The organism is Hydrogenovibrio kuenenii DSM 12350, assembly GCF_000526715.1.
GTDB classification, from domain to species: domain Bacteria; phylum Pseudomonadota; class Gammaproteobacteria; order Thiomicrospirales; family Thiomicrospiraceae; genus Hydrogenovibrio; species Hydrogenovibrio kuenenii.
The window spans coordinates 2,037,915-2,058,619 of the sequence record NZ_JAGP01000001.1; the positions used below are offsets into that span (position 1 = coordinate 2,037,915).

A 20,705-nucleotide genomic window follows, 5' to 3' on the forward strand; every position below is an offset into this window, starting at 1 on the left:
CAAAATCCGCTAATTAAAGTCAGCTTCAGTCGAAGTGTCCTGCGTTTTCACAGAACAAGTCGGCTCTTTTAAAGGTGTGCTGTGCGGGTTAATATGAACCGTTGCTGGCATACCAAGACGTAGCTCACCAGAGGTATCACAAGTATAAATTCTGACCTGATAAACCAACTGCGTCCTTAAGTCATCGGTTTGAACGGTTTTGGGCGTAAATTCAGCCACGGGAGACAGGTAACCGACCCAACCTTGATACACTTTTCCCGGGTAACTATCCGTCGTGATGGTTGCAGGTAATCCTAACTTAACATGACCCAACTGTTTTTCTGATACATAAGCACGTACCCATTTAGGGTTTTGTAATGCAAGCGTCATGACCGTTTGCATCGGTTGCGCAATATCTCCAGGCTCCAATACACGATCACGAATTACGCCATCAACAGGCGAGATTAAGTTAGCATCGGTGAAGTTTTTTTGCGCTAACGCTACTTGCGCTTGTGCCTGTGCAATTTGCGCTCTGACTTGTGCAATATCCTCTTTACGCGCACCCAGCTTGGCAACTATCCAAGCATTCTTAGCGGCAATCTCATTGTGACGGGCGGCATCTGCTTTGGTAGATGCGATATCAACATCATCTTGTGAGGCCATTTTTTTAGGTAAGAGTGAGTTCAACCGCTGATAACTTTTTTGCGCTTGTTCTGCTTCTGCCTTGGCGCCTAAGTAACGGTTTTTTGCTTGCGCAATTTCTTCTGGTCGGTTTCCTGCCAGCATTTTATCTAACTGGGCTTGCAGACTATTCACCTGTTCTTGAGCCAAATCGAGTTGTGCTTTATAGCGGGTTTTATCAACACAAGCGAGCTTTTGGCCAGCCTTAACGCGGCTACCTTCTTGAACATCAATTTTTTCAATCTGCCCAGTCACTTGGAAGGCAAGATTTACCTGACGTATATCCACATTTCCGTATAGCTTGATGCTGCCATTGGTTTCTGAGGAGCTTGTTTTCGTCACAAACCAGTAAGCACTTGCCGAAACGATTATTAATATAACAAGAAGCAAAATTCGCTTTTTCATAGTACGACTCTTCTGTCCAAATTCATCTGATATAAAATTAGCCTGTTCAGACCAGTAGCTCTAATGTTTAAGCCAACAATTAGATTTCTAGTCTCCAACCGAACAGTGTGCTAAGAAAAAGTTTACCTTACAATAAATACTAGTGGTTTCTTATTTCCTGCACTATGGACAATTTCCATGATTACTCACTGGTTAAAGCCTTTTTAACTACCCAATTATTATTTATTCTTATAAGTAACCATAACAATCCGAACAATCCATAAATAAATTTTATTTCGAATAAATAAAACTTTTGGTATTGATTTTTTTTAAACAACCCTTATTATTTACATAAGATTTAGTTATATATATATAACTAAATCTTATTACTGCTTTTACATTCATTCCGTAAAGCAGTTATCTTTCAAGTGAAACTCTAGAATGCTCCTCGACGTTTCAGAAAGATTACTCTCCTCAGATTTAAGCCTTATTCCCCCAATAAGGCTTTTTTTATGCTTTTTTTCCACTCTATCTTCTATTAATATTTTAGAAGCGCATGATAATTAAGGATTTTCTCGACAACAACCTTAAGACAGATTCACACTTGGAGGATAGCATGATGCATATAAAACAAATACTAAAAGTCTCTACCACCCCCCTTCTATTGTTTTTACTAAGCTTCTCAATAGGCGCTTTCGCATCTGAAATGACCTTGAGTAGCCCTGAAATAAAACCCTTTTCCAACCTAGATAAGCAGCAAGTATTCAATGGTTTTGGGTGCACTGGTGATAATATTTCGCCAAGCTTAAGCTGGAAAAATGCACCCAAAGGAACGCAAAGCTTTGTTTTGATGGCTTATGATCCAGACGCCCCCACTGGCAGTGGTTGGTGGCATTGGGTAGTCTTCAATATTCCTGCGGACATACACCATTTAAAATTAAATGCAGGTGACCTAACTTCTCACTTGATGCCAAAAGGTGCTATTCAAAGTCGTACGGATTTTGGTAAACCAGGTTATGGCGGTGCTTGTCCTCCAAAAGGTGATAAAGCACACCGTTACCAATTTACACTTTTTGCACTAAAAGTGAAAAGCCTTCCTCTGGATAAAAATGCCTCTGCTGCATCTGTCGGCTTTTATGCAAGACAAAATATGCTTTCAAAAGCAACGTTAATTGCAACTTATCGCCGATAACAGCAATCACAAAAAAGAAAGGCATTTGATAGGAAGAAAAATGCTCGGACAATCAAGACAGTAACCCGAGTTAGTTGGTAGCGACTCGTTATAGCGGCTTATTATTGGGCGAGTGTTCTTCTGAAGGAAAGTCTTTTTCCGAAAAGCGTTTTGCGCACTCGCCATAACGCACTTGATTGCGTCCATTACGCTTAGCTTCATAAAGGCAACCATCTGCCCGATCAATGGCATCATTCATTTTTTCGGCTGGTTGATATTCTGCCACACCTAAGCTCAGGGTTTGTTTTAAGCCTTCGGGCAGGGTAGCGCTTTCAACTGTTTTACGAATTTTTTCTGCTAAAAGTACGCCTTGCTCAATGCTGGTTTCAGGGCAAATAACCATAAACTCTTCCCCACCCCAACGTCCAAAAACGTCAGTTTTTCTTAAGTGCTCAGACACCAAGTTAGACATACTAACCAACACTTTATCTCCCACAAGATGTCCATGGGTATCATTCACTTTTTTGAAAAAGTCTAAATCCATCATGATTAAGCTTAACTTGGACTCATAACGGTCAGCTCGAACCTTTTCCACTTCCAACGACTGATCGAGATATTGTCGATTATAGATATTGGTTAGATGGTCTGTCATTGAAGAGCGGGAGAGTTTTTCATTACTTTCTTCAAGTTCAGCTTGTGTTTTGCGTAATCGATGATTGAAAAACATAATAATCGCAAAAACGATTAATATCGGAACCACATAAACCAACAGTTGCTTCCATTGATATTGAGTTTGGTAACTAACCCTTAACCAAGGTTTAATGAGTGACTCATAAGTCTCGGTTGGCATTGTATTCAAGACTTTTTGCAAAATGCTTTGCAACTCCGGCCAGTCTTTACGGACACCTATGGCAATACTGGAACTATAAGGCAGTTCGCCTGAAATTTTCAGATTGGTTAATCCCTGTGTTTTGATGTAATGCCCTATGACCGCAACATTATCAACATAACCGTAGGCTTGACCCAAACTAACCGCGTGCAACCCTTCCGCAGCATCTTTTACTAGATAAAGTTTCACTTTAGGAAATAATTGATGCATCATTTCTTCAAAAGCGTAGTCTTTGGTAACGGCCACCACTTTGCCTTGCAACAACTTCATTTGAGACAGGTAAGGCTCGTCGTTTCTCGTTGCTATAACCGTTGCAAACTTGACATAAGGCGATGTAAAACGAGCATACTTTCGACGTTCTTCTGTTGAAATGGCTGCCGAGTAAACATCTAACTGATGCTTCTTCATTTTTTCGACCGCCTGAACCCAGTCCGAGTGGGTATCCGGCTTGAATACCAAGCCTGTTTTTGCCGTTAAATAATTAAAAAATGAAGCGGAAATTCCCTGCATATTCCCCTTCGAATCGACATACTCGATTGGTGACCAATTATTGTCTATCGCTAAACGTATAACAGGATGTTTCTTCATCCAGTCTGTTTCATGCTGAGTAAACTGTAAATCCAAATTATCTTCATGGTAAATGCCGTGCTCTAAGTCAATGTCTTTAGCAATTAGACCATGCTGTTTCAGAAGGGCATTGATAAAACGCACCCGCCCTTCATCCAAAGTACCAATAGGAACGGTGCTTTCGGAGATGATATGTTCTAAAGCATGAGCTTCGTAAAGTAAGCCCGCAAGGCTTTTATGAACGGGATGGTAAGTATCTAGGATATATTGCGCCATCTTCCTCTTATGCTTCATCGCATAATGCCATCCTTTAATGACCGCACGCTTGAAACGAGCCACTCTGCTTGGGTGATCAAGCGCTTCTTTTTGGCTTGTAAACAGCATATCACCATAAAGGTCGATGCCGTAGTTCACTGGATTAATGACATTGATGGCTTGACCAGTATTTCTTAGATAGAAAGCTTCATTGGTCAAATAACCAGAATAGGCATCGACCTCCTTTCGAACAAGGATATTTGGATCCGTTTTATTTATCCTACGATCATAAACAGGCTTAACACCCAGCTGCTCCATCATCGCTAAGATTGGAAAACCATCCGAATCATTTTTATAAAACGCTAGTTTTTTACCTTGCAGTTTGTAGGGGCTGTCCAAACCGCTGGACTTTAGTGTAAAGATAGCTTGGGGAGAATGCTGAAAGATGGGCGCCACAATAACAACAGGGGCTTTTTTAGCTAAATACAGAAACAATACAGAGTCTGCTACACCGTATTGTGCGTCACCATCAATCACTTGCTGGATATTGTTTTTTCGCACATCACGTTGACGTATTTCAACTTGAAGACCTTCATCTCGAAAATAGCCTTCCTTTTGCGCAGCGTAATAACCGGCAAACTGAAATTGATGCAACCATTTTAACTGCAACACAACTTTTTCAAGTGGCTTGGGCGTCGGATTTGACTTTGAAACTACGGCATTCGCAGCATGGGCGACATGAAAGCCTACCAACAATGAAAAGACGAGCAGTCTTAACGTGTTTTGCCAAGCTCTTTTCATTCGGTCTCCGAAATACTTTCCGCAATAAATACCAACAAACTTTTTGCCAGACGCGTTTTAGGAGCTCTCAACAAGTTTTTTTGCCGGCTTTCTGTCAAAAGTAACAGTGCATTATCATCCTGCTCAAAGCCTTTGCCACCACTAACAGAATTAGCACAAATCATATCCAGATTTTTTCGTTTAAGCTTATCTTGCGCATAGGTTTCGAGCTTTTCCGTTTCCGCGGCAAACCCAACGACATAAGGCTTGGGCGTTTGCTCTGCTACCCATTTGACAATATCAGGATTTTTCACCAGGTTCAATGTCAGGTCATCCTGACCATCAGTTTTCTTGATTTTCTGCAACTTTGGTTTCGAAATACGATAATCCGCTACTGCCGCAGCACTGATAAAAACATCACAAGACGCATAATTTTCCTGAACAGACTCAAACATTTGCTGTGCACTGCGCACGGAAACTTTACGAATCGTCTCTGACACTTTTAGCGCAACAGGCCCCGTAATCAACGTAACTTCTGCACCCGCTTGAGCTGCCGCCTCAGCGATTGCATAACCCATTTTTCCCGAGCTTTTATTGCCGATAAAACGAACAGGATCAATATCTTCAAAAGTCGGACCTGCGGTAATCAGCAGGTGCTTCCCTTTCCAAAATTCGGGCAAAATCTGCCAGGCTGGGTCTGGCTGTAGCGAGGCGACTAAGGATTCAGTCGCAGAGAAAATATCCGCGGGCTCAGGCAAACGCCCTTCACCGACTTCACCACAAGCCTGTTCGCCCGATCCCGGCTTCATGATTTCAAAACCTCGGTTTGCCAGCATCTCAAGATTTTCTTGCGTTGCCGCATTCTGCCACATCAAACGATTCATCGCTGGGGCCAACAAAATAGGTCGATCAGTCGCCAAACATAGTGTCGTGAGCAGGTCGTCGGCACGCCCCATTCTCAACTTTGCAAGCGTCTCGGCAGAAGCGGGAGCGATAACGATGACATCTGGCCAGCGTGCCAACTCAATATGTCCCATACCGGCTTCTTGATTGGCATCAAACAAACTATCTCTTACCGGGTGGCCGGACAATGCCTGAAAAGATAAGGGCTGGATAAATTCTTTGGCGCCGGAAGTCATCACCACTTGAACGTCATGACCCGCTTTTACAAACAAGCGCACCAACTCCAAGCTTTTATAAGCGGCTATGCCTCCGGTAACACCTAACAGAATATTCATGCTATCGCCTACATAGAAATCGAATGGGTGAATTCATCTTGGAACAATACATCCAATTCTTTCAGCCCTTTCATCGGACGACCGTTTTGAATCGCTGCGCCATAGGTTTTGGCTGCAATAATCAATCGATCATCTTCGCTATGATAAATATTCTGTAGGAATACAATTTTGATGCGCCCTTCTCGCTCAACATCAACGGTCACATAGAAATCATCATGTGGTCTTAGAGGCGATTTATAGTCAACTTCTGCTCTTAAAACCATTAAGTCTATTCCTTTTTGCGCTAAGTCAGGAAAATTCACCTGCTTAGACAATAGAAACTCATGACGAGCATGTTCCAAATAATTTTGATAAACGGAGTTATTCACCACGCCCTGTAAGTCGCACTCATAGTCGCGAACGCGCATTTCGAGCTTAAACATTGCCAGATATACTCTTTTTAACTTATGATTCGGCTATCTTACCAAAAAACTAATATTTTACAGGCGACATTTGACTGATGGCGATTCGTGATTGGCATGAAAACGACCGACCTAGAGAGAAGCTGTTAAAGTTTGGCGCGCCATCCTTAAGCGATGCCGAATTATTGGCTATATTTCTACGTGTAGGCGTCAAAGGAAAAAGTGCCGTAGAGCTGGCTCAGGATTTATTGGATGAATTCGGGTCTTTACACGCATTGCTGAATGCCGACCAATCGCACTTCTGCCAAGCAAAAGGCTTGGGAGAAGCAAAGTACGTTCAGCTAAAAGCGGTATTGGAAATGGCACACCGTCATTTTGAATCCGGCCTCACCAAGGGGGACGCTTTTACACAACCCGAAGCTGTCGCACAATGGCTCAACTTACAAATTGGTCACACCGATAGAGAAGTATTTGGTTTAGTGTTATTAGACCAACAACACCAAGTGATTAGTTTTAAACCCTTATTTTTTGGCACCATTAATGAAGCCAACGTCTATCCTCGAGAAGTCATCAAAACCGTACTCGAGCATCAAGCTGCCGCTGTCATTTTGGCGCATAATCATCCTTCTGGAGACGCAACCCCCAGCCTGGCAGATATTGAACTCACCGACCAGTTGCATCAAGCACTTAACTTAATAGATGTGCGCTGCTTGGATCATATTATTATTGGTGATTATGGCCGTTGGTCATCCTTAGCACAGCTTGGCAAAATGCCTACGAATTAACCATTTCGTTAAGTTCCTAGTAAAAAATCAGTTATCCATCCAAAAGAAATTCATAAAACCCTTGCTATCATCGTTGATTTTATGGATAATTCCGCTTCTTGTTTTTTATGGCGAATGACTAAAGGTAACTCTTCAGCTGTCGTTATATAACTAACATAGAAATATTCGAATATTTTTAATGTGTGGTTCAGCTGATATTTGCTGGCCATTTTTGAGAGGAAAGAGAAATGTCTAGAGTATGCCAAGTAACAGGTAAAAAGCCTGCGGTCGGTAATAATGTTTCCCACTCTCATCGTAAAACTCGTCGTCGTTTTTTGCCTAACCTACAAACTCACCGTTTTTGGGTTGAAAACGAAAGCCGTTTTGTAAAACTTCGCGTTTCTACTTCAGGAATGCGCATTATTGATAAAAACGGTATTGAGTCAGTGCTTACGGAAATCCGTGCACGTGGTGAGAAAGTTTAAGGAGACTCGATATGCGCGAAAAGATTAAACTTCAATCAACAGAAAGTGCTTATTTTTATACAACTGATAAAAACAAGCGCAACATGGCTGGTAAATTTGAGATTAAAAAGTACGATCCTGTTCTTCGTAAACACGTACTTTTCAAAGAAGCAAAAATCAAATAAGTTTTACCCAAACTTTATTGATGCGACCCGACCCAAAAAGTCGGGTTTTTTTATACCTGAAATTTAAGATTCAGCAATAGAAATAGCCGAACATTCCTAGTCCGACTTTAACAACTTCATTACATCACAACGCGGTTGCGACCGGTCTCTTTCGCCTGATAAAGCTTTTGATCAACGTCATGATACAACTTGGTGGAAGTTTTAAGCGCATCTACCTCATAAAACTCGGCTCCGATTGACACGGTCAACAAATGAAAGGGCGACCCCTCATTTTTGATATTTAAGGCTTTGACGTCCTCACAGAATTTTTCCAAATAGCGCTTAAACTCTTCTTTATCTTTGAAAGATGACAAAACTAGGAATTCTTCACCCCCCATTCTAAAGACAAAATCACTCGCACGATGGAAAGCTCCTTTGAAACAATCGGCAACTTGAATTAGAACTTCATCACCCACCTGGTGACCATAGTTGTCATTGATATTCTTGAAAAAGTCGATATCAACCATCGCCACTGCCAAAGGCTGTTTCTGGCGTTTTGCGCGATTGATTTCTTGCTCAATCATGTGATTGAAGTGGCGACGATTATAGAGCCCAGTCATATCATCAATAATCGATAAGTTTTCGACTCGTTTCTTATCGGTAATATCAGTCCTTGTAGCCCAAACATGAGTCACCTTACCAAACAGGTTTTTGATCGGCGTCAAAGTCACGGCAACCCAATAGTATTCCTTGTCCTTGGTTTGCCCCTTGATTTCACCTTGCCATATCTCACCCCGAAGGATTTGTTGAATGATTTTCTGTCTCTGTTCAATGCTCACCTCATCCGATGCAAGCGACAGATAATTCATCCCTAATAATTCATCTTTAGAATAACCCGTCAACTTGGCATAGGAATCCGTAACCTTTACCAAAGAAAAATCAGACATATCAATCATGGTTGCGAAGGACAATTCATGAACCTGATTGATATAACTTTGGTGCTTATTTTTCTGGTAACGATAAACCAACACCAAAGACAGCATACTAAGCAAAATGACCGCTACCGTGGTCAAAATACTTATCAGCTGTGTTTTGTCCAATCGCTTCACTATTTCTAATTTAATCCATTTGTTGTAAATCGCTTGGCGTTCCTGCTCTGTAATGTTACTCAAGCCTTTTTGTAAAATACTAAAAAGGATGGGGTTATCTTTTTGTACCCCGATTGCAATGTCAAAGCGCTGATCGGTTTGCCCAATAATGTGCACGCCTGTAAAACCGTATTTATCTGTCGTGTAATTAATGACACCCAAATTGCCGGAAAATGCCTTCGCACGCCCATCAACGACCGATGCTATACCTTCTTTGACCGTTGAAACCGGTAGTACCGTAATTTTAGGGAAATGCTTCTTTAAATATTCTGATGACCATCCCCCCTTCACAGAGGCAATCGTTAAACCATTCAACTGGCTATAGTTACTAACATAAGACATGGATTGCTTACCCACCAATACCATCGGAAAAGAGAGGTAAGGCTTGGTGAATTTCATATACGTTTTTCTATCCGGTGTCGGAACCGCACAAGGGTATACATCTAACTTTCCGGCTTTGGTAAGTGCCACAACCTGATTCCAATCTTTACTTTTCGTTGGTACAAACTTCAAACCAAGCTTTTTACTTAATAAGTGGAAATAATCTGCGGTAATCCCTCGGTATCGCCCTTCTTTATCAATGAACTGGAAAGGGCCCCAGTTATTATCACTTGCCAGCCTAATAACCGGTTTTGTAGCGAGATAATCCATTTCTTCAGGCGTAAATTGAATCTTGCCACCGTTAAATATAAATTGGCTAGGCTTAAAGGCCTCAAACTCTTTCTCTGAGATTAAGCCTGCTTCTCTGGCCTCCGAGGCCATAACTTGTAACTTAGTGGGATCGATATTGCCAATATGCGCATAACCAGATCGCACAAAGCGTTCCATCTTACTAGCTTCATCCAATAAAGCTTCCCGTGATTTCTCAATTGGGTAGTTTGCCAATATATAATCTACCGTCTGAGCTTGGTGGTCCAATGCATATTGCCAGCCTTTGATCGTAGCTTCTTTAAATTTATGCACTACATCAGGATGTGCTCTCGCAAAAGAATCCGAAGTCACAATTAAGCCAGCATATCCTTGCACCCCAAAAGATTTAGGATCAACTACATAAAAAGGAATGCCTCTTTTGGTTAAACGATAAGGTTCATTGGTTTGAAAAGCTGCATAGAGGTCAAATTTGCCATCAACAAAGCTTTGCAAAGAGCCGTGAGAAGGGATATAACGAATTTCATCTTTGTGCGTTGAGTCATCTTTTAACCTAATCAACATATCTTTTAAATAAAGATTATTGATATCAGCAATGGTCTTGCCATCCAGGTCTTTCCAATGATTAATCGGTGTATGCGAAATATAGACCATTGGTGAAATTTGCATATTAGGCATTACAAACTTTAGCGGCGCGCCTTTGGCATAGTCAGCGATAACTGAACCATAAACCACGCCAAAATCACGTTGTTTCCCAACTACCTGCTTTATGACATCTGAATTGGGTTCCCAGTAACGAAGATTGAGCTGAATACCTGCTTTTTGGTAATAACCTTGTTTGATGGCAGCCAAAATGCCTGCAAATTCAAATTGCGGGTGCCAGTTAAGTTGTAAGGTAACAGGCATCAGTGCCTTTTTAGATAACCCGGAGGCACTTTCAGCGATAGGCGCCAACAAAGATAAACAAAGCACCAAACCCAGCATTAAATGCCTTTTCAAGCTACCTTGTTTTGGAGGGACAGTGAAACTCTTCATACCTCACATTATAATCGCGATATAAAAAATTACGTACAAAAAATTTATTTATAAAAATTGAAGGTTTCACCACAAGCCATTTGCAAAAAAGCAACATAACAGACTTACGAAGAATAATACATTTGCTTGGCGTAACGAGTCGCAGGCGGTACTCTATCCCATTCATCCGGAAAGCTCTTATGTTCAAATTCACGCATAGCTTCTACGGCGTCTTCCATAGATTCAAATTGAACAATAGTACCTTCTTCGCAAATAACGCAATAGCTCGAATCTTCAAATTCAATATGGTAATGATGAGAACTCATTCCTGCCTCCTCAACCCTAGTGGTTTCATGGCATTTTATTTATTAACGGTCTTTAGTTTATGTATCGGCAGAACATCAAACTTATCTACTTATAAATGCAACAACCTCAAACCTCTTAATGACAATATTGGCTTAACCACCTAAAATACGTGCTTAGCCACTCTATAAAACAACCTTAGTTGCCAATGTTTTGGTTACTTATTTCTAAAGAAAGATTTATGCCAGAATTACCAGAAGTTGAAACCACATTACGCGGTATAAAGCCTAAGACAGAAGGCCACTCAATCCAATCCCTTATTGTCAGAAACGGCAAACTGCGTTGGCCAGTTGACTCTCATTTAACTGATAGCCTACCAGGGCAAAAACTTACCGCCATTAACCGCCGCGCAAAATACCTATTACTGACGTTAACTTCTGCAAAAACAGGCGCAATTAGCCATTTAATTCTGCACCTCGGTATGTCTGGCAACCTGCGAGTTCTACCCCATAACACCTCGGTTCAAAAGCATGACCATATAGATCTACTTTTCGATAACGGCTATATGTTGCGCTATCATGACCCAAGACGCTTCGGCGCCTTCTTATGGACGGATCAGCCGCTAGACCAACACCCTCTTCTAGCACACCTTGCTCCAGAACCTTTATCGGATGCATTTAATGCCAGCTACCTATTCCAGCTTGCGCAAGCTAAATCTTGCTCAATTAAATCTTTTATTATGAATAACCGTTATGCCGTTGGCGTAGGCAATATCTACGCTAACGAATCGTTGTTTTTAAGTGGCATTCATCCAACCACTGCCGCCAAAAAACTCACCAAAAAACAAACCGAAGTCCTAGTTGTAAATATCAAACAGGTATTGGCTAAAGCCATTGAACAAGGCGGCACCACCTTAAAAGATTTTTTAACGCCAGATGGCAAACCCGGCTATTTTGAACAAGAACTAAAGGTATATGGCAGAGAAAACCTGCCTTGCTCGATTTGCAGCACCCCCATTCAACGCATAGTACAGCAACAGCGCGCCAGCTATTTCTGCCCCAAATGCCAACCTAAAAAATAGCGATTTGAATGCTCACAAACTGACAAAAACTTGAAATTTTCACTGCACAGATTGCAGCCATGGTCATTTCGTTCTAAGATGTGTCGCATGAAATATACTTTGCGACCATTACCGCGTTTAACACTTCGCCTCTTCTTAATGCTGACTTTTTTAGTTGGTAGTATTGGTTGCTTATCCAGCTGCGACTCACCTTTTTCTAATCAGCAAGATGATGAAGTCAATGTATGGAAAACAGATCCTAACTGCCAATTGCACCAAGGCGCATGCACCATTCGCAATGGTTCACAGAGCGTTACTTTGGACATTTCTCCAAACAACCCGATACCGGTCGCCCACCTGCTTGATGCAACCGTTAAACTCAAAGGATTTCACCCGCAGAATGTACAAATCGATATTGCTGGTATCAACATGTATATGGGCTACAACCGCACAACTTTAATACCTTTAGCCAACCAACCTAACCTCTATCACAATAAAATCATGCTGGCATTCTGCACCAGTGAAAAAATGGATTGGGAAATTTCTGTGCTTATCACTAAAAAAGACAATCACATCGTCAAAGTTCCTTTCCAACTTTCCACTCGATCACGCTAAATCTTGACTGGGTTTGAAACACCATTGGTTTTATACTGCATTTATGGCAAACTGATTTTTTAGGCGTATCTTTTGCACAGAACCTCGGGAGTGCGTTATGAAGTGGAGCCATAAAACCGCAGAATCCGTTATCAGTGAACTCAAAAGCAAATTGGAAGAAGGTTTACCCGATGAGCTCATTGCAGAACGCCAACAAACCTTTGGCCTTAATAAAATCAGTAAAGCCCAAGAGGTTTCCGCTCTACACATCCTGCTGGCGCAACTCAAGAATCCTTTACTAATCATTTTAGCGGTCGGTGCATTATTATCGACTTATACTGGCCACCACCTTGACGCAATAGTGATTGGCGTCATCATCTTCATCAACGCAGCCATCACCTTCACCCAAGAATATAAAGCGCAGAAATCCATTGATGCTCTGCGACAGATGTCCGCCCCCATGTGCTTGGTCAAGCGTCAAAACCGCTGGCAAACACGACCTGCCAGCGAACTGGTTCCAGGCGACATCATCAAGCTCAAGGCTGGTGACATCACTCCAGCAGATTGTCGCTTGATTGAAACGCATCGTCTTGAAGTCGATGAATCTGCGCTTACAGGCGAATCCGATACCGTCGCCAAACACATTCAACCCATCAGCGAACAGAACATTCCTTTGGGCGACCAGTTGAATCAACTGTTTATGAGTACATCCATCACTCAGGGTAACGGCATTGCCATTGTCACAGAAACAGGCATGCAAACCGAAATCGGTAAAATCGCCCAACTCATGCAGGCAACGGAAAACCAATTGACGCCTCTACAAAAGCGCATCAGCTCTTTGTCGAAAATCCTTATCTGGATTGCACTGCTCATCGTCGCGTTGATTATCAGTGTCGGGCTGTTGAAAGGGCTGGTTTTCACCGACCTGATCAATAGCGGCATTTCGCTTGCCGTGGCGGCCATTCCCGAAGGCCTGCTCACGGTAGTCACCATCGTTCTCACATTGGGAGCCAAAAAACTGGTGTCTGAAAAAGCGCTGACCAAACAACTGGCATCGGTCGAAACACTCGGCTCCACCACCGTTATTTGTTCCGACAAAACCGGCACCTTGACGCAAAATAAAATGCAGGTTGTGGAAATCTGGGCTGCAGGAATGGAATATCATCTTGAAGGGGTTGGTTACGAACCTGTCGGTCAGTTCAAAGACACCAAAATGGAAATGATTTCACCCCATCATCCACGCCATTTTTACCTCAAACAAATGCTGACATTTTCTGCCCTTTGCAGCGAAACCGAACTGATACATCACAACGGCCAACACAGTTTTCAAGGCATGCCCACTGAAGGCGCTATCCTCGTTGCCGCTGCCAAAGCCGACTTACATAAAAAGACATTACACCAAGACTATCAACTCATCGCCAGCTTTCCCTTTGACCCCAAGCGCAAAATGATGAGTGTCATCGTCAAAGACAAGGAGAACCGATTACTGCTAATCGCAAAGGGTGCCCCGGATATTTTACTCCAGCACTCAGAAGCCATTGACTACCAAGACTCACGGCTAGACCCACTGATGCACCCAGATATGATTGAGAAGGTGATGGAAGACTTCGGTGCAAAATCGCTCCGCACATTGGCCGTTGGCTATCGCTATCTCGAAGAGCATGAACTTGATTTGCCTCACACGGAGCTTGAAAACCAACTGATTTTTACAGGGATTCACGGCATTGTCGACCCTCCCAGACCAGAAGCCATTGAAGCCATTCAAGAATGCCATTCCGCGGGGATTCGCATCATAATGATTACCGGCGACCACGCCATCACCGCCAAGGCTATCGCCAACCAAATGCGCCTTATCCCATCGGGAGAATCTCTCGACATCATTACAGGCAGTCAACTGAATAACATGACCGACGAAGAATTGATGCAGCACGTCTCCACTGTCAGGGTTTTTGCTCGCGTCACGCCAGAACACAAACTTCGCATCGTGACGGCTCTACAATCACAAAACCATGTCGTCGCCATGACAGGCGATGGCGTTAATGATGCGCCCGCATTAAGAAAAGCGGATATTGGCATAGCCATGGGACAAGCGGGCACAGAAGTCGCCAAAGAATCGGCAGACCTTATCTTGCTAGACGATAACTTTGCCACCCTTGTCAAAGCGGTGAAAGAAGGGCGTCGCATCTATGACAACATCCGCAAGTTTATTCGCCAGGACCTCACCACCAATGTCGGTGAAGTATCCGCCATCCTGTTTGCTTTCGTTCTGATGACAGGCGAACCTTTATTGACGCTTGCGCCACTGATGATTCTTTGGGTAAACCTGGTGAGTGATGGCTTGCCCTCCTTGGCACTAGGTGTTGACAATGCTGAAAGGGATTTAATGCAGCGACGCCCCCGAACACGAACAGAAAGCTTCTTTTCCGAGCAGTTGGGCGTACGCATCATCTTACGCGGGCTGGCAATGGGAGGCGTCACCTATTGGATGTTTGAGCTGGCGCTATCTCAAGGTCAAAGTTTGGAATATGCGCAAACCTTGGCTTTCATCACCTTAATATTCGGACAACTTTTCCACGTTTTCGATGCCCGGACTTTCAGTTCACTTTACCGACGCAACCCTTTTAGCAACCCGATTCTGTTGCTTGCGGTAGTCAGCTCAGGCAGCTTGTCTCTCTTAATGGTTTATCTGCCAATCGGGCATCTATTGCTTGGCACCACGCCTTTAGGCTTGCCAGACTTAGCCTTGGCCTTTGCCATCTCTTCAATACCGACACTCTTATTGTCCGCCATCAAAGAAATTTTCAAACTGAAATGGATTTAAAAGACAGTAAAAATCTGCCAGGCTGGGGTCTATGGGCTACCCAGCCTGGCAGATTTTGATCCTTTTAGAAAGTGATGGCGACTAGGTTCAATCCAGAATGGCGACTGACTTGATGGCAGCCACCCAGTTTTGTCCAGGCGACAAACCCAATGAATGAACCGATCGCTTGGTCACTTGCGCCAACAATGGCAAGCTGGATGCCGCCAAGCGCAGTCGCAACATCACACTGTAATCATTATGCGGTTCAATGGATTCGATCAACACTGGCAGATGGTTCAACATAGATGTTTGTTCGGGTTTTGCGCTCATCAAACTGACTTGCTGAGCGGCAATGACTAGACGAACTTCGCTTCCGACAACTTGTTGTAAATGGGGGACATACAAAGAATCGCTCCCGACTTCGACTCTAGAAAGTCCTTCGGTTTCAAGTTGCTCGACCAAAGTTGCCTTCATCACACTTTTTGGTTCTTCCCCTTGATACAAAGGCGTGCCTTCTCGGTTCAATGCTTGCTCAATCGGCTCAATACTGATAATTTTGCCTTTTTCCATAAACAACACATGATCTGCCAAACGCTCTACTTCTTGCGGTGAATGTGAAATATACAGAATCGGAATATCCAACTCATCACGCAAACGTTCAAGGTAAGGCATGATGGCTCTTTTGGAAAACAGATCCAACGCGGCCATCGGCTCGTCCATCATCAAAATAGAAGGTTGCGACAACAGGGTACGACCAATCGCCACACGCTGGCGCTCACCGCCTGATAAGGTTTGCACATCGCGATTCAACAACAGCGTAAGACCAAGCCATTCAACCACCTGCTCAAAACTGATGGTTTGCTGCTTACCGGTTTTCGAGGCACGCTTTAAACCATACAGAAGGTTATCGTTCACATTTAAATGCGGAAAAAGACTGGCTTCTTGAAAAACATAGCCCAACCCTCGCTTGTGGATCGGTAATGTTTTACGGGCAGTTAACCAAGCTTGATCACCAAAGGTTACCTCACCTTTTGCTGCCGATTCAAACCCTGCCAAACAACGAATAAATGTAGTCTTACCACTGCCTGAGTGACCAAAGATTGCCGTCACACCAGACAAGGGAATCTCAAAATCACCTGTCTGCAGTTCGAACCCACCTAATTGAACTGATAGATGCCCCGATAACGAAGGGGAATTCATGGATACGTTCAATAATTGACTCATCCGACTTTAACCTCCATACGGCGATTCATGCCGTAAACAATGGTTAAAACGGTCAAGCTCAAAATCAACATAATCAAAGACAATACATGTGCCTGAGTATATTCCAACTGCTCAACATGGTCATAAATGGCAATAGACGCTACTTGAGTCACGCCAGGGATATTCCCCCCTATCATCAAGACCACACCAAACTCACCAATGGTATGTGCAAAGGCTAGCGTGGCACCGAGTAAATACTGACGTTTGGTTAACGGCAAGGTCACGGAAAAGAAACGGTCAATGGGGCCTGCACCGAGTGTCGCAGCCACTTCGGTCGGCCGTTTGCCAAGCTGCTCAAAGCCTTGCATCAACGGCTGCACCATAAAAGGCAATGAGTAGATAATCGATCCGATGACAATACCACTGACAGAAAAGGTCAAAGGCGCGAAGCCGAAAGACGCCCAAATGCTGCCCAAATAGCCTGTTGGAGACAAAAGCACTAAAAAGTAAAAACCAAGAACCGTCGGGGGCAACACCAGAGGCAAAGCGACAACCGCCTCTAAAACCGCTTTTTTCTTACCCTGTATCTTTGCTAACCACAATGCCAAAGGCGTACTCAGAACAATCAAAATTGCCGTAGTAATAAAAGCAATTTTAAAGGTAATCCAAAGTGGCTGGAAATCCACGCCTTCTAACATACTGACTTGTCTCCCAATTCAAGATATTAAGCTAAATATAGTAAAGCTATGCCAAAGAGCATAGCATAGCTGAGTTGGCTCTAAGATAACAGGCTCTTTCGACTTTGTAAGCCTATCCGCTCGAAGCTAATTACCTAACCCATAGCCATAAGCCTCAATTTGCTTTTTAGCTGCATCAGATTTGAAATAAGCCAAAAATTTTCTCACCGCATCCGAATTTTTACCCTTCAAGACCACAGCCTGTTGCGTCAACTTAGGGTACAAGTTTGCAGGAATCTCAACATAGGTACCGCCAACGGGTTTTCCTGGATTAGAAACATAAGACTTTGCGACTAAACCAATTTGTGCATTACCGGATGCTGCATATTGGAAAGTTTTACCAATGTTACCGCCAATAGCGATTTTACCTTCACTCTTTAGTTTTTTATACACGCCATAATGCTTTAGAACAGCTACGGCAGCAGAGCCATAAGGAGCGGTTTTAGGGTTGGCAATAGCAATAAAGTGGAGCTTGGAATCGCTTGGGCTTAATGTTGCCAAGTCTGCCGAAATGTTAGATGTTTTTGGTGACCAAGAGACCAATTTACCTGTCACGTAAGTAAAGCGAGAGCTTGCCTCAATCAGACCTTCTTTTTCCAATAATTTTGGACGTTTGGCATCCGCTGCAAAAAACATATCGTAAGGCGCTCCTTTTTGAATTTGCGCATACAACATTCCGGTTGCACCACTGGAAATCTCGACCGGAATCCCGGTTTTCTTAGTAAAGTCTTTTGACAATGCCGTTAATGTTGCCAAGAAGTTTGATGCCACCGCAACCTTAATATTTTGCTGCGCATAAGCAATAGAACTTGTCAGTAACAACCCTACAACCAATAAGCGTGAAATATTCTTTTTCATTTTCATTCCTTTTGTTTTCAGTTCAAAACAAGCGAGCCTACTCCCTCGCCTAAATACCTTGATACTACCTTTAACACATATAACCTTTACTACATATCGATAGCCAAAAAATTTTCAGCTTACGCGACTTAGTCAGAAACGGCCAATAAAACATGGCTAGCTTTAACCAAAGCACACGCTCTTTCACCAATTTCAAACCCTAGGTTTTCCAAACTTTGATTGGTAATGATTGCCGACATACGTTGCCCACCAGCCATCTCAATCGTCACATCAGAGTTAACAGAGCCTTTTTCTATATGAGTGATTTCCCCACAAAATTGATTACTCGCACTGGTTTTCAAAGCACCGTTCAGGTCTTCAGTCAAAATCACCCAACTGGCTTTAATCAACACATAGGCATCTGAACCAATTTCAACACCCAAACGCTCTAAACTGTCTAGCGTGATCTGCGCAACTACTTCTTCACCTTCGCCGATTGAAAGTGTGACATTACAATTTACCGACCCTTTTTCGATATGACTTACCGAGCCATGAAATAGGTTTCTTGCACTTGTTCTCATTGAGATCCTCCTCATGAGTTCTAGCTGATCCAGCATATTGGGCGAAACGGCTTCTAACTCTCGCATCCAATGCTGCATCTGCTCGTTAAATAAACGATAAGCTGCCAATAATGCCTTACCAGCATCTGTCAACAAGGTACCACCGCCTCCACTTCCGCCCTTTTGAGCAGAAACCAAATCTTTACCCGCCAATTCATTCATCGCTTCAACTGCCTGCCAAGCTCCCTTATAACTCATGCCACAAGCTTTTGCCGCAGCAGACAAGGAGCCTAAACTATCGATTTTGCTAAGCAGTTCCAAACGTCTTTGTCCTGAACGAGACTGTTTGCTGCCCATTAAAAACGACTGAACCAATTGCTCTGGAAGTGAAGATTGCATCAAAACAATACCGTTATTACCTTATTTACATAACGAAAAGATTCTAATGGAGTTTTTTTGGCATTGCAAATAAAAAACGCTAGAATCACTGCAATTTGTATTTAGCCAAGGATGTCTAAAATGGAAGGCTCGTCACAACATCGATCCAAGAGATTCTTTTCCAAAGAAGCGACAGTACGCTTTTTGGGGATTAGTCAAGCACCGACCAGCCACAGTGAAAAAATCATTTCCGCGCTGGGTGGATTTATTGCCATTTTCTGCATTATGACGGTGAGTCATCACTTTATTCCTGGCATAGCGAGTTTGGGCATTGTTGCTTCCATGGGAGCTTCTGCAGTACTTTTATTTGCCGTACCTCACGGCCCACTCTCTCAACCTTGGCCGTTAATGGGCAGCCACTTAATTTCAGCTTTTGTCGGCGTGACCTGCGCTCTTTTTATTCATGAACCTATTTTGGCGGGAAGCTTAGCTGTCGGAGTCAGCATCGGCTTAATGTACTATCTAAAATGTATTCATCCACCTGGAGGCGCAACAGCTTTGACTGCTGTCGTCGCAGGTGATGCCGTTCATCAGCTCGGTTATGGCTTTATGGTGACCCCCGTGCTATTGAATATAGTCATTATTTTCGGTGTAGCAATGCTCTTTAATAGCTTATTTTACTGGCGCCGCTATCCAGCTTACTTGCAACAAACACAGAAGCAAGTGCCCGTTGCCCACTCAGATTTCGATCCACTTTCTCATCAAGATTTTATCGAGGCTTTAAAAGAAATCGACTCGTTTGTAGACATTAACGAATATGATTTAAATCGTATTTTAGACTTGGTTTATCACAGCCAAAAAACACATTCGCTAACCCCCAAAGATATTCACCTTGGTAGGGTTTATAGCAACGGCAAAATCGGTAGTGATTGGAGTATGCGAAAAATATTGGACGAAGGTCATGACGATTATGCCAACACAGACTATGTGATTTTTAAACAAATTGCCGGACAAGAAAAGAAAAAGACCGACTGTGTGACTCGTGAAGAATTTGCCCGCTGGGCCAAATATGAAATGCACCAAGTGGAAGGGCGTTGGCAACGAGTCACTTCGGAATGAGATTGGTTATAGATTCTGTACTGTCTGTAACGCTTGGGCAACCTCTGCATGAACAAACTCAGAAACGTCACCCCCCAGTGCCGAAATCTCACGAACAAGGCTGGATGAGATAAAAGCATATTGTTCGGCAGGCGTCATAAACATGGTTTCAATATCCGGCGCGAGCTTACGATTCATGGATGCCAACTGAAACTCATACTCAAAGTCAGATACCGCACGTAAACCACGCAATAAAACATTGCCCTTCACTGATTGAACAAAGTCCACCAAAAGTCCACTAAAGCCAATTACCTCAACATTTGGCAAATCTTTAGTCACTGAACGCGCTAGTTCAACCCTCTGTTCTAACGGAAACAACGAGTGTTTGTTGCGGTTGTCGGCAACGGCAATAATCAAGCGATCGTAAAAACGTGCAGCACGCTCAATCAAATCAAAATGGCCATTGGTAATTGGGTCAAAAGTGCCCGGGTACACAGCTGTAATACTCATAATAAAACCGTCTTTATTGAATGGTGACTATCATACCGAGATTCTACACAGATTGCGATGCGGATGACGATAGTGAAT

19 protein-coding genes are annotated in these 20,705 nt (G+C 43.1%); 8 read left to right on the forward strand and 11 right to left on the reverse strand.

What is annotated here, in order from left to right:
• Positions 1-9: 9 nt before the first annotated feature.
• Positions 10-1,065, reverse strand: a complete 1,056-nt coding sequence (locus tag N745_RS0109615) for an efflux RND transporter periplasmic adaptor subunit (RefSeq protein WP_024851915.1) — start codon at positions 1,063-1,065, stop codon at positions 10-12.
• 595 nt (positions 1,066-1,660) lie between these two features.
• Between N745_RS0109615 and N745_RS0109620 the strand changes: the two genes are divergently transcribed.
• Positions 1,661-2,236, forward strand: coding sequence for a YbhB/YbcL family Raf kinase inhibitor-like protein (locus N745_RS0109620; protein WP_281171883.1), 576 nt, complete (start codon positions 1,661-1,663; stop codon positions 2,234-2,236).
• An 88-nt stretch (positions 2,237-2,324) separates the two neighbouring features.
• On the opposite strand, the gene N745_RS0109625 is transcribed toward N745_RS0109620, so the two are convergent.
• The 3 genes from N745_RS0109625 to N745_RS0109635 are packed head-to-tail and all read right to left on the reverse strand — an operon-like array spanning position 2,325 to position 6,366.
• Positions 2,325-4,727: a transporter substrate-binding domain-containing diguanylate cyclase gene (locus N745_RS0109625; protein WP_024851917.1), complete on the reverse strand. Its 2,403-nt coding sequence runs from the start codon at positions 4,725-4,727 to the stop codon at positions 2,325-2,327.
• Positions 4,724-5,944, reverse strand: a complete 1,221-nt coding sequence (gene coaBC, locus N745_RS0109630) for a bifunctional phosphopantothenoylcysteine decarboxylase/phosphopantothenate--cysteine ligase CoaBC (RefSeq protein ID WP_024851918.1) — start codon at positions 5,942-5,944, stop codon at positions 4,724-4,726. Before coaBC ends, N745_RS0109625 begins: the two co-directional genes overlap by 4 nt.
• Positions 5,945-5,952: 8 nt before the next feature.
• Complete coding sequence (locus N745_RS0109635) at positions 5,953-6,366, reverse strand: acyl-CoA thioesterase (RefSeq protein WP_024851919.1); 414 nt, start codon at positions 6,364-6,366, stop codon at positions 5,953-5,955.
• A 77-nt stretch (positions 6,367-6,443) separates the two neighbouring features.
• Here N745_RS0109635 and radC point away from each other — a divergent pair, with 77 nt between their 5' ends.
• The 3 genes from radC (at position 6,444) to rpmG (ending at position 7,758) form a co-directional block, all read left to right on the forward strand.
• On the forward strand, positions 6,444-7,130 hold the full coding sequence (gene radC / locus N745_RS0109640; protein ID WP_024851920.1) for a RadC family protein: 687 nt from the start codon (positions 6,444-6,446) through the stop codon (positions 7,128-7,130).
• Between the two features lie 227 nt (positions 7,131-7,357).
• Positions 7,358-7,594 (forward strand): 50S ribosomal protein L28, encoded by a 237-nt coding sequence (rpmB, locus tag N745_RS0109645; protein WP_024851921.1) that lies wholly within the window; start codon positions 7,358-7,360, stop codon positions 7,592-7,594.
• Positions 7,595-7,605: 11 nt separating this feature from the next.
• A complete protein-coding gene (gene rpmG / locus N745_RS0109650; protein ID WP_024851922.1) occupies positions 7,606-7,758 on the forward strand; it encodes a 50S ribosomal protein L33 in 153 nt (50 codons plus the stop codon).
• Positions 7,759-7,877: 119 nt separating this feature from the next.
• Here the strand turns inward: rpmG and N745_RS0109655 are convergent, their stop codons facing one another.
• Positions 7,878-10,568 carry a diguanylate cyclase gene (locus N745_RS0109655; RefSeq protein ID WP_096761360.1) on the reverse strand — a complete coding sequence of 897 codons (2,691 nt, stop codon included), beginning with the start codon at positions 10,566-10,568 and terminating at the stop codon, positions 7,878-7,880.
• A 104-nt stretch (positions 10,569-10,672) separates the two neighbouring features.
• Complete coding sequence (locus N745_RS0109660) at positions 10,673-10,873, reverse strand: hypothetical protein (protein ID WP_024851924.1); 201 nt, start codon at positions 10,871-10,873, stop codon at positions 10,673-10,675.
• Between the two features lie 218 nt (positions 10,874-11,091).
• On the opposite strand from N745_RS0109660, the gene mutM reads away from it, so the two are divergent.
• The 3 genes from mutM (at position 11,092) to N745_RS0109675 (ending at position 15,325) form a co-directional block, all read left to right on the forward strand.
• Positions 11,092-11,931 carry a bifunctional DNA-formamidopyrimidine glycosylase/DNA-(apurinic or apyrimidinic site) lyase gene (gene mutM, locus N745_RS0109665; RefSeq protein ID WP_024851925.1) on the forward strand — a complete coding sequence of 280 codons (840 nt, stop codon included), beginning with the start codon at positions 11,092-11,094 and terminating at the stop codon, positions 11,929-11,931.
• A gap of 87 nt (positions 11,932-12,018) precedes the next feature.
• Complete coding sequence (locus N745_RS12360) at positions 12,019-12,525, forward strand: hypothetical protein (RefSeq protein ID WP_024851926.1); 507 nt, start codon at positions 12,019-12,021, stop codon at positions 12,523-12,525.
• 97 nt (positions 12,526-12,622) lie between these two features.
• Positions 12,623-15,325 (forward strand): cation-translocating P-type ATPase, encoded by a 2,703-nt coding sequence (locus N745_RS0109675; RefSeq protein WP_024851927.1) that lies wholly within the window; start codon positions 12,623-12,625, stop codon positions 15,323-15,325.
• 87 nt (positions 15,326-15,412) lie between these two features.
• Here the strand turns inward: N745_RS0109675 and modC are convergent, their stop codons facing one another.
• The 4 genes from modC to N745_RS0109695 all read right to left on the reverse strand — a co-directional run bounded on the left by modC (position 15,413) and on the right by N745_RS0109695 (position 19,040).
• A complete protein-coding gene (gene modC, locus N745_RS0109680) occupies positions 15,413-16,528 on the reverse strand; it encodes a molybdenum ABC transporter ATP-binding protein (RefSeq protein ID WP_024851928.1) in 1,116 nt (371 codons plus the stop codon).
• A complete protein-coding gene (gene modB, locus N745_RS0109685; protein WP_024851929.1) occupies positions 16,525-17,205 on the reverse strand; it encodes a molybdate ABC transporter permease subunit in 681 nt (226 codons plus the stop codon). Before modB ends, modC begins: the two co-directional genes overlap by 4 nt.
• A 126-nt stretch (positions 17,206-17,331) precedes the next feature.
• Positions 17,332-18,102: a molybdate ABC transporter substrate-binding protein gene (gene modA, locus N745_RS0109690; protein WP_024851930.1), complete on the reverse strand. Its 771-nt coding sequence runs from the start codon at positions 18,100-18,102 to the stop codon at positions 17,332-17,334.
• A gap of 128 nt (positions 18,103-18,230) precedes the next feature.
• Entirely contained in the window at positions 18,231-19,040 is an 810-nt protein-coding gene (locus N745_RS0109695; RefSeq protein ID WP_024851931.1) for a TOBE domain-containing protein, read from the reverse strand.
• 120 nt (positions 19,041-19,160) lie between these two features.
• Here N745_RS0109695 and N745_RS0109700 point away from each other — a divergent pair, with 120 nt between their 5' ends.
• Positions 19,161-20,138 carry an HPP family protein gene (locus tag N745_RS0109700; RefSeq protein ID WP_024851932.1) on the forward strand — a complete coding sequence of 326 codons (978 nt, stop codon included), beginning with the start codon at positions 19,161-19,163 and terminating at the stop codon, positions 20,136-20,138.
• Positions 20,139-20,144: 6 nt separating this feature from the next.
• Here the strand turns inward: N745_RS0109700 and coaD are convergent, their stop codons facing one another.
• Positions 20,145-20,627 (reverse strand): pantetheine-phosphate adenylyltransferase, encoded by a 483-nt coding sequence (gene coaD / locus N745_RS0109705; protein WP_024851933.1) that lies wholly within the window; start codon positions 20,625-20,627, stop codon positions 20,145-20,147.
• Between the last annotated feature and the right edge of the window lie 78 nt (positions 20,628-20,705).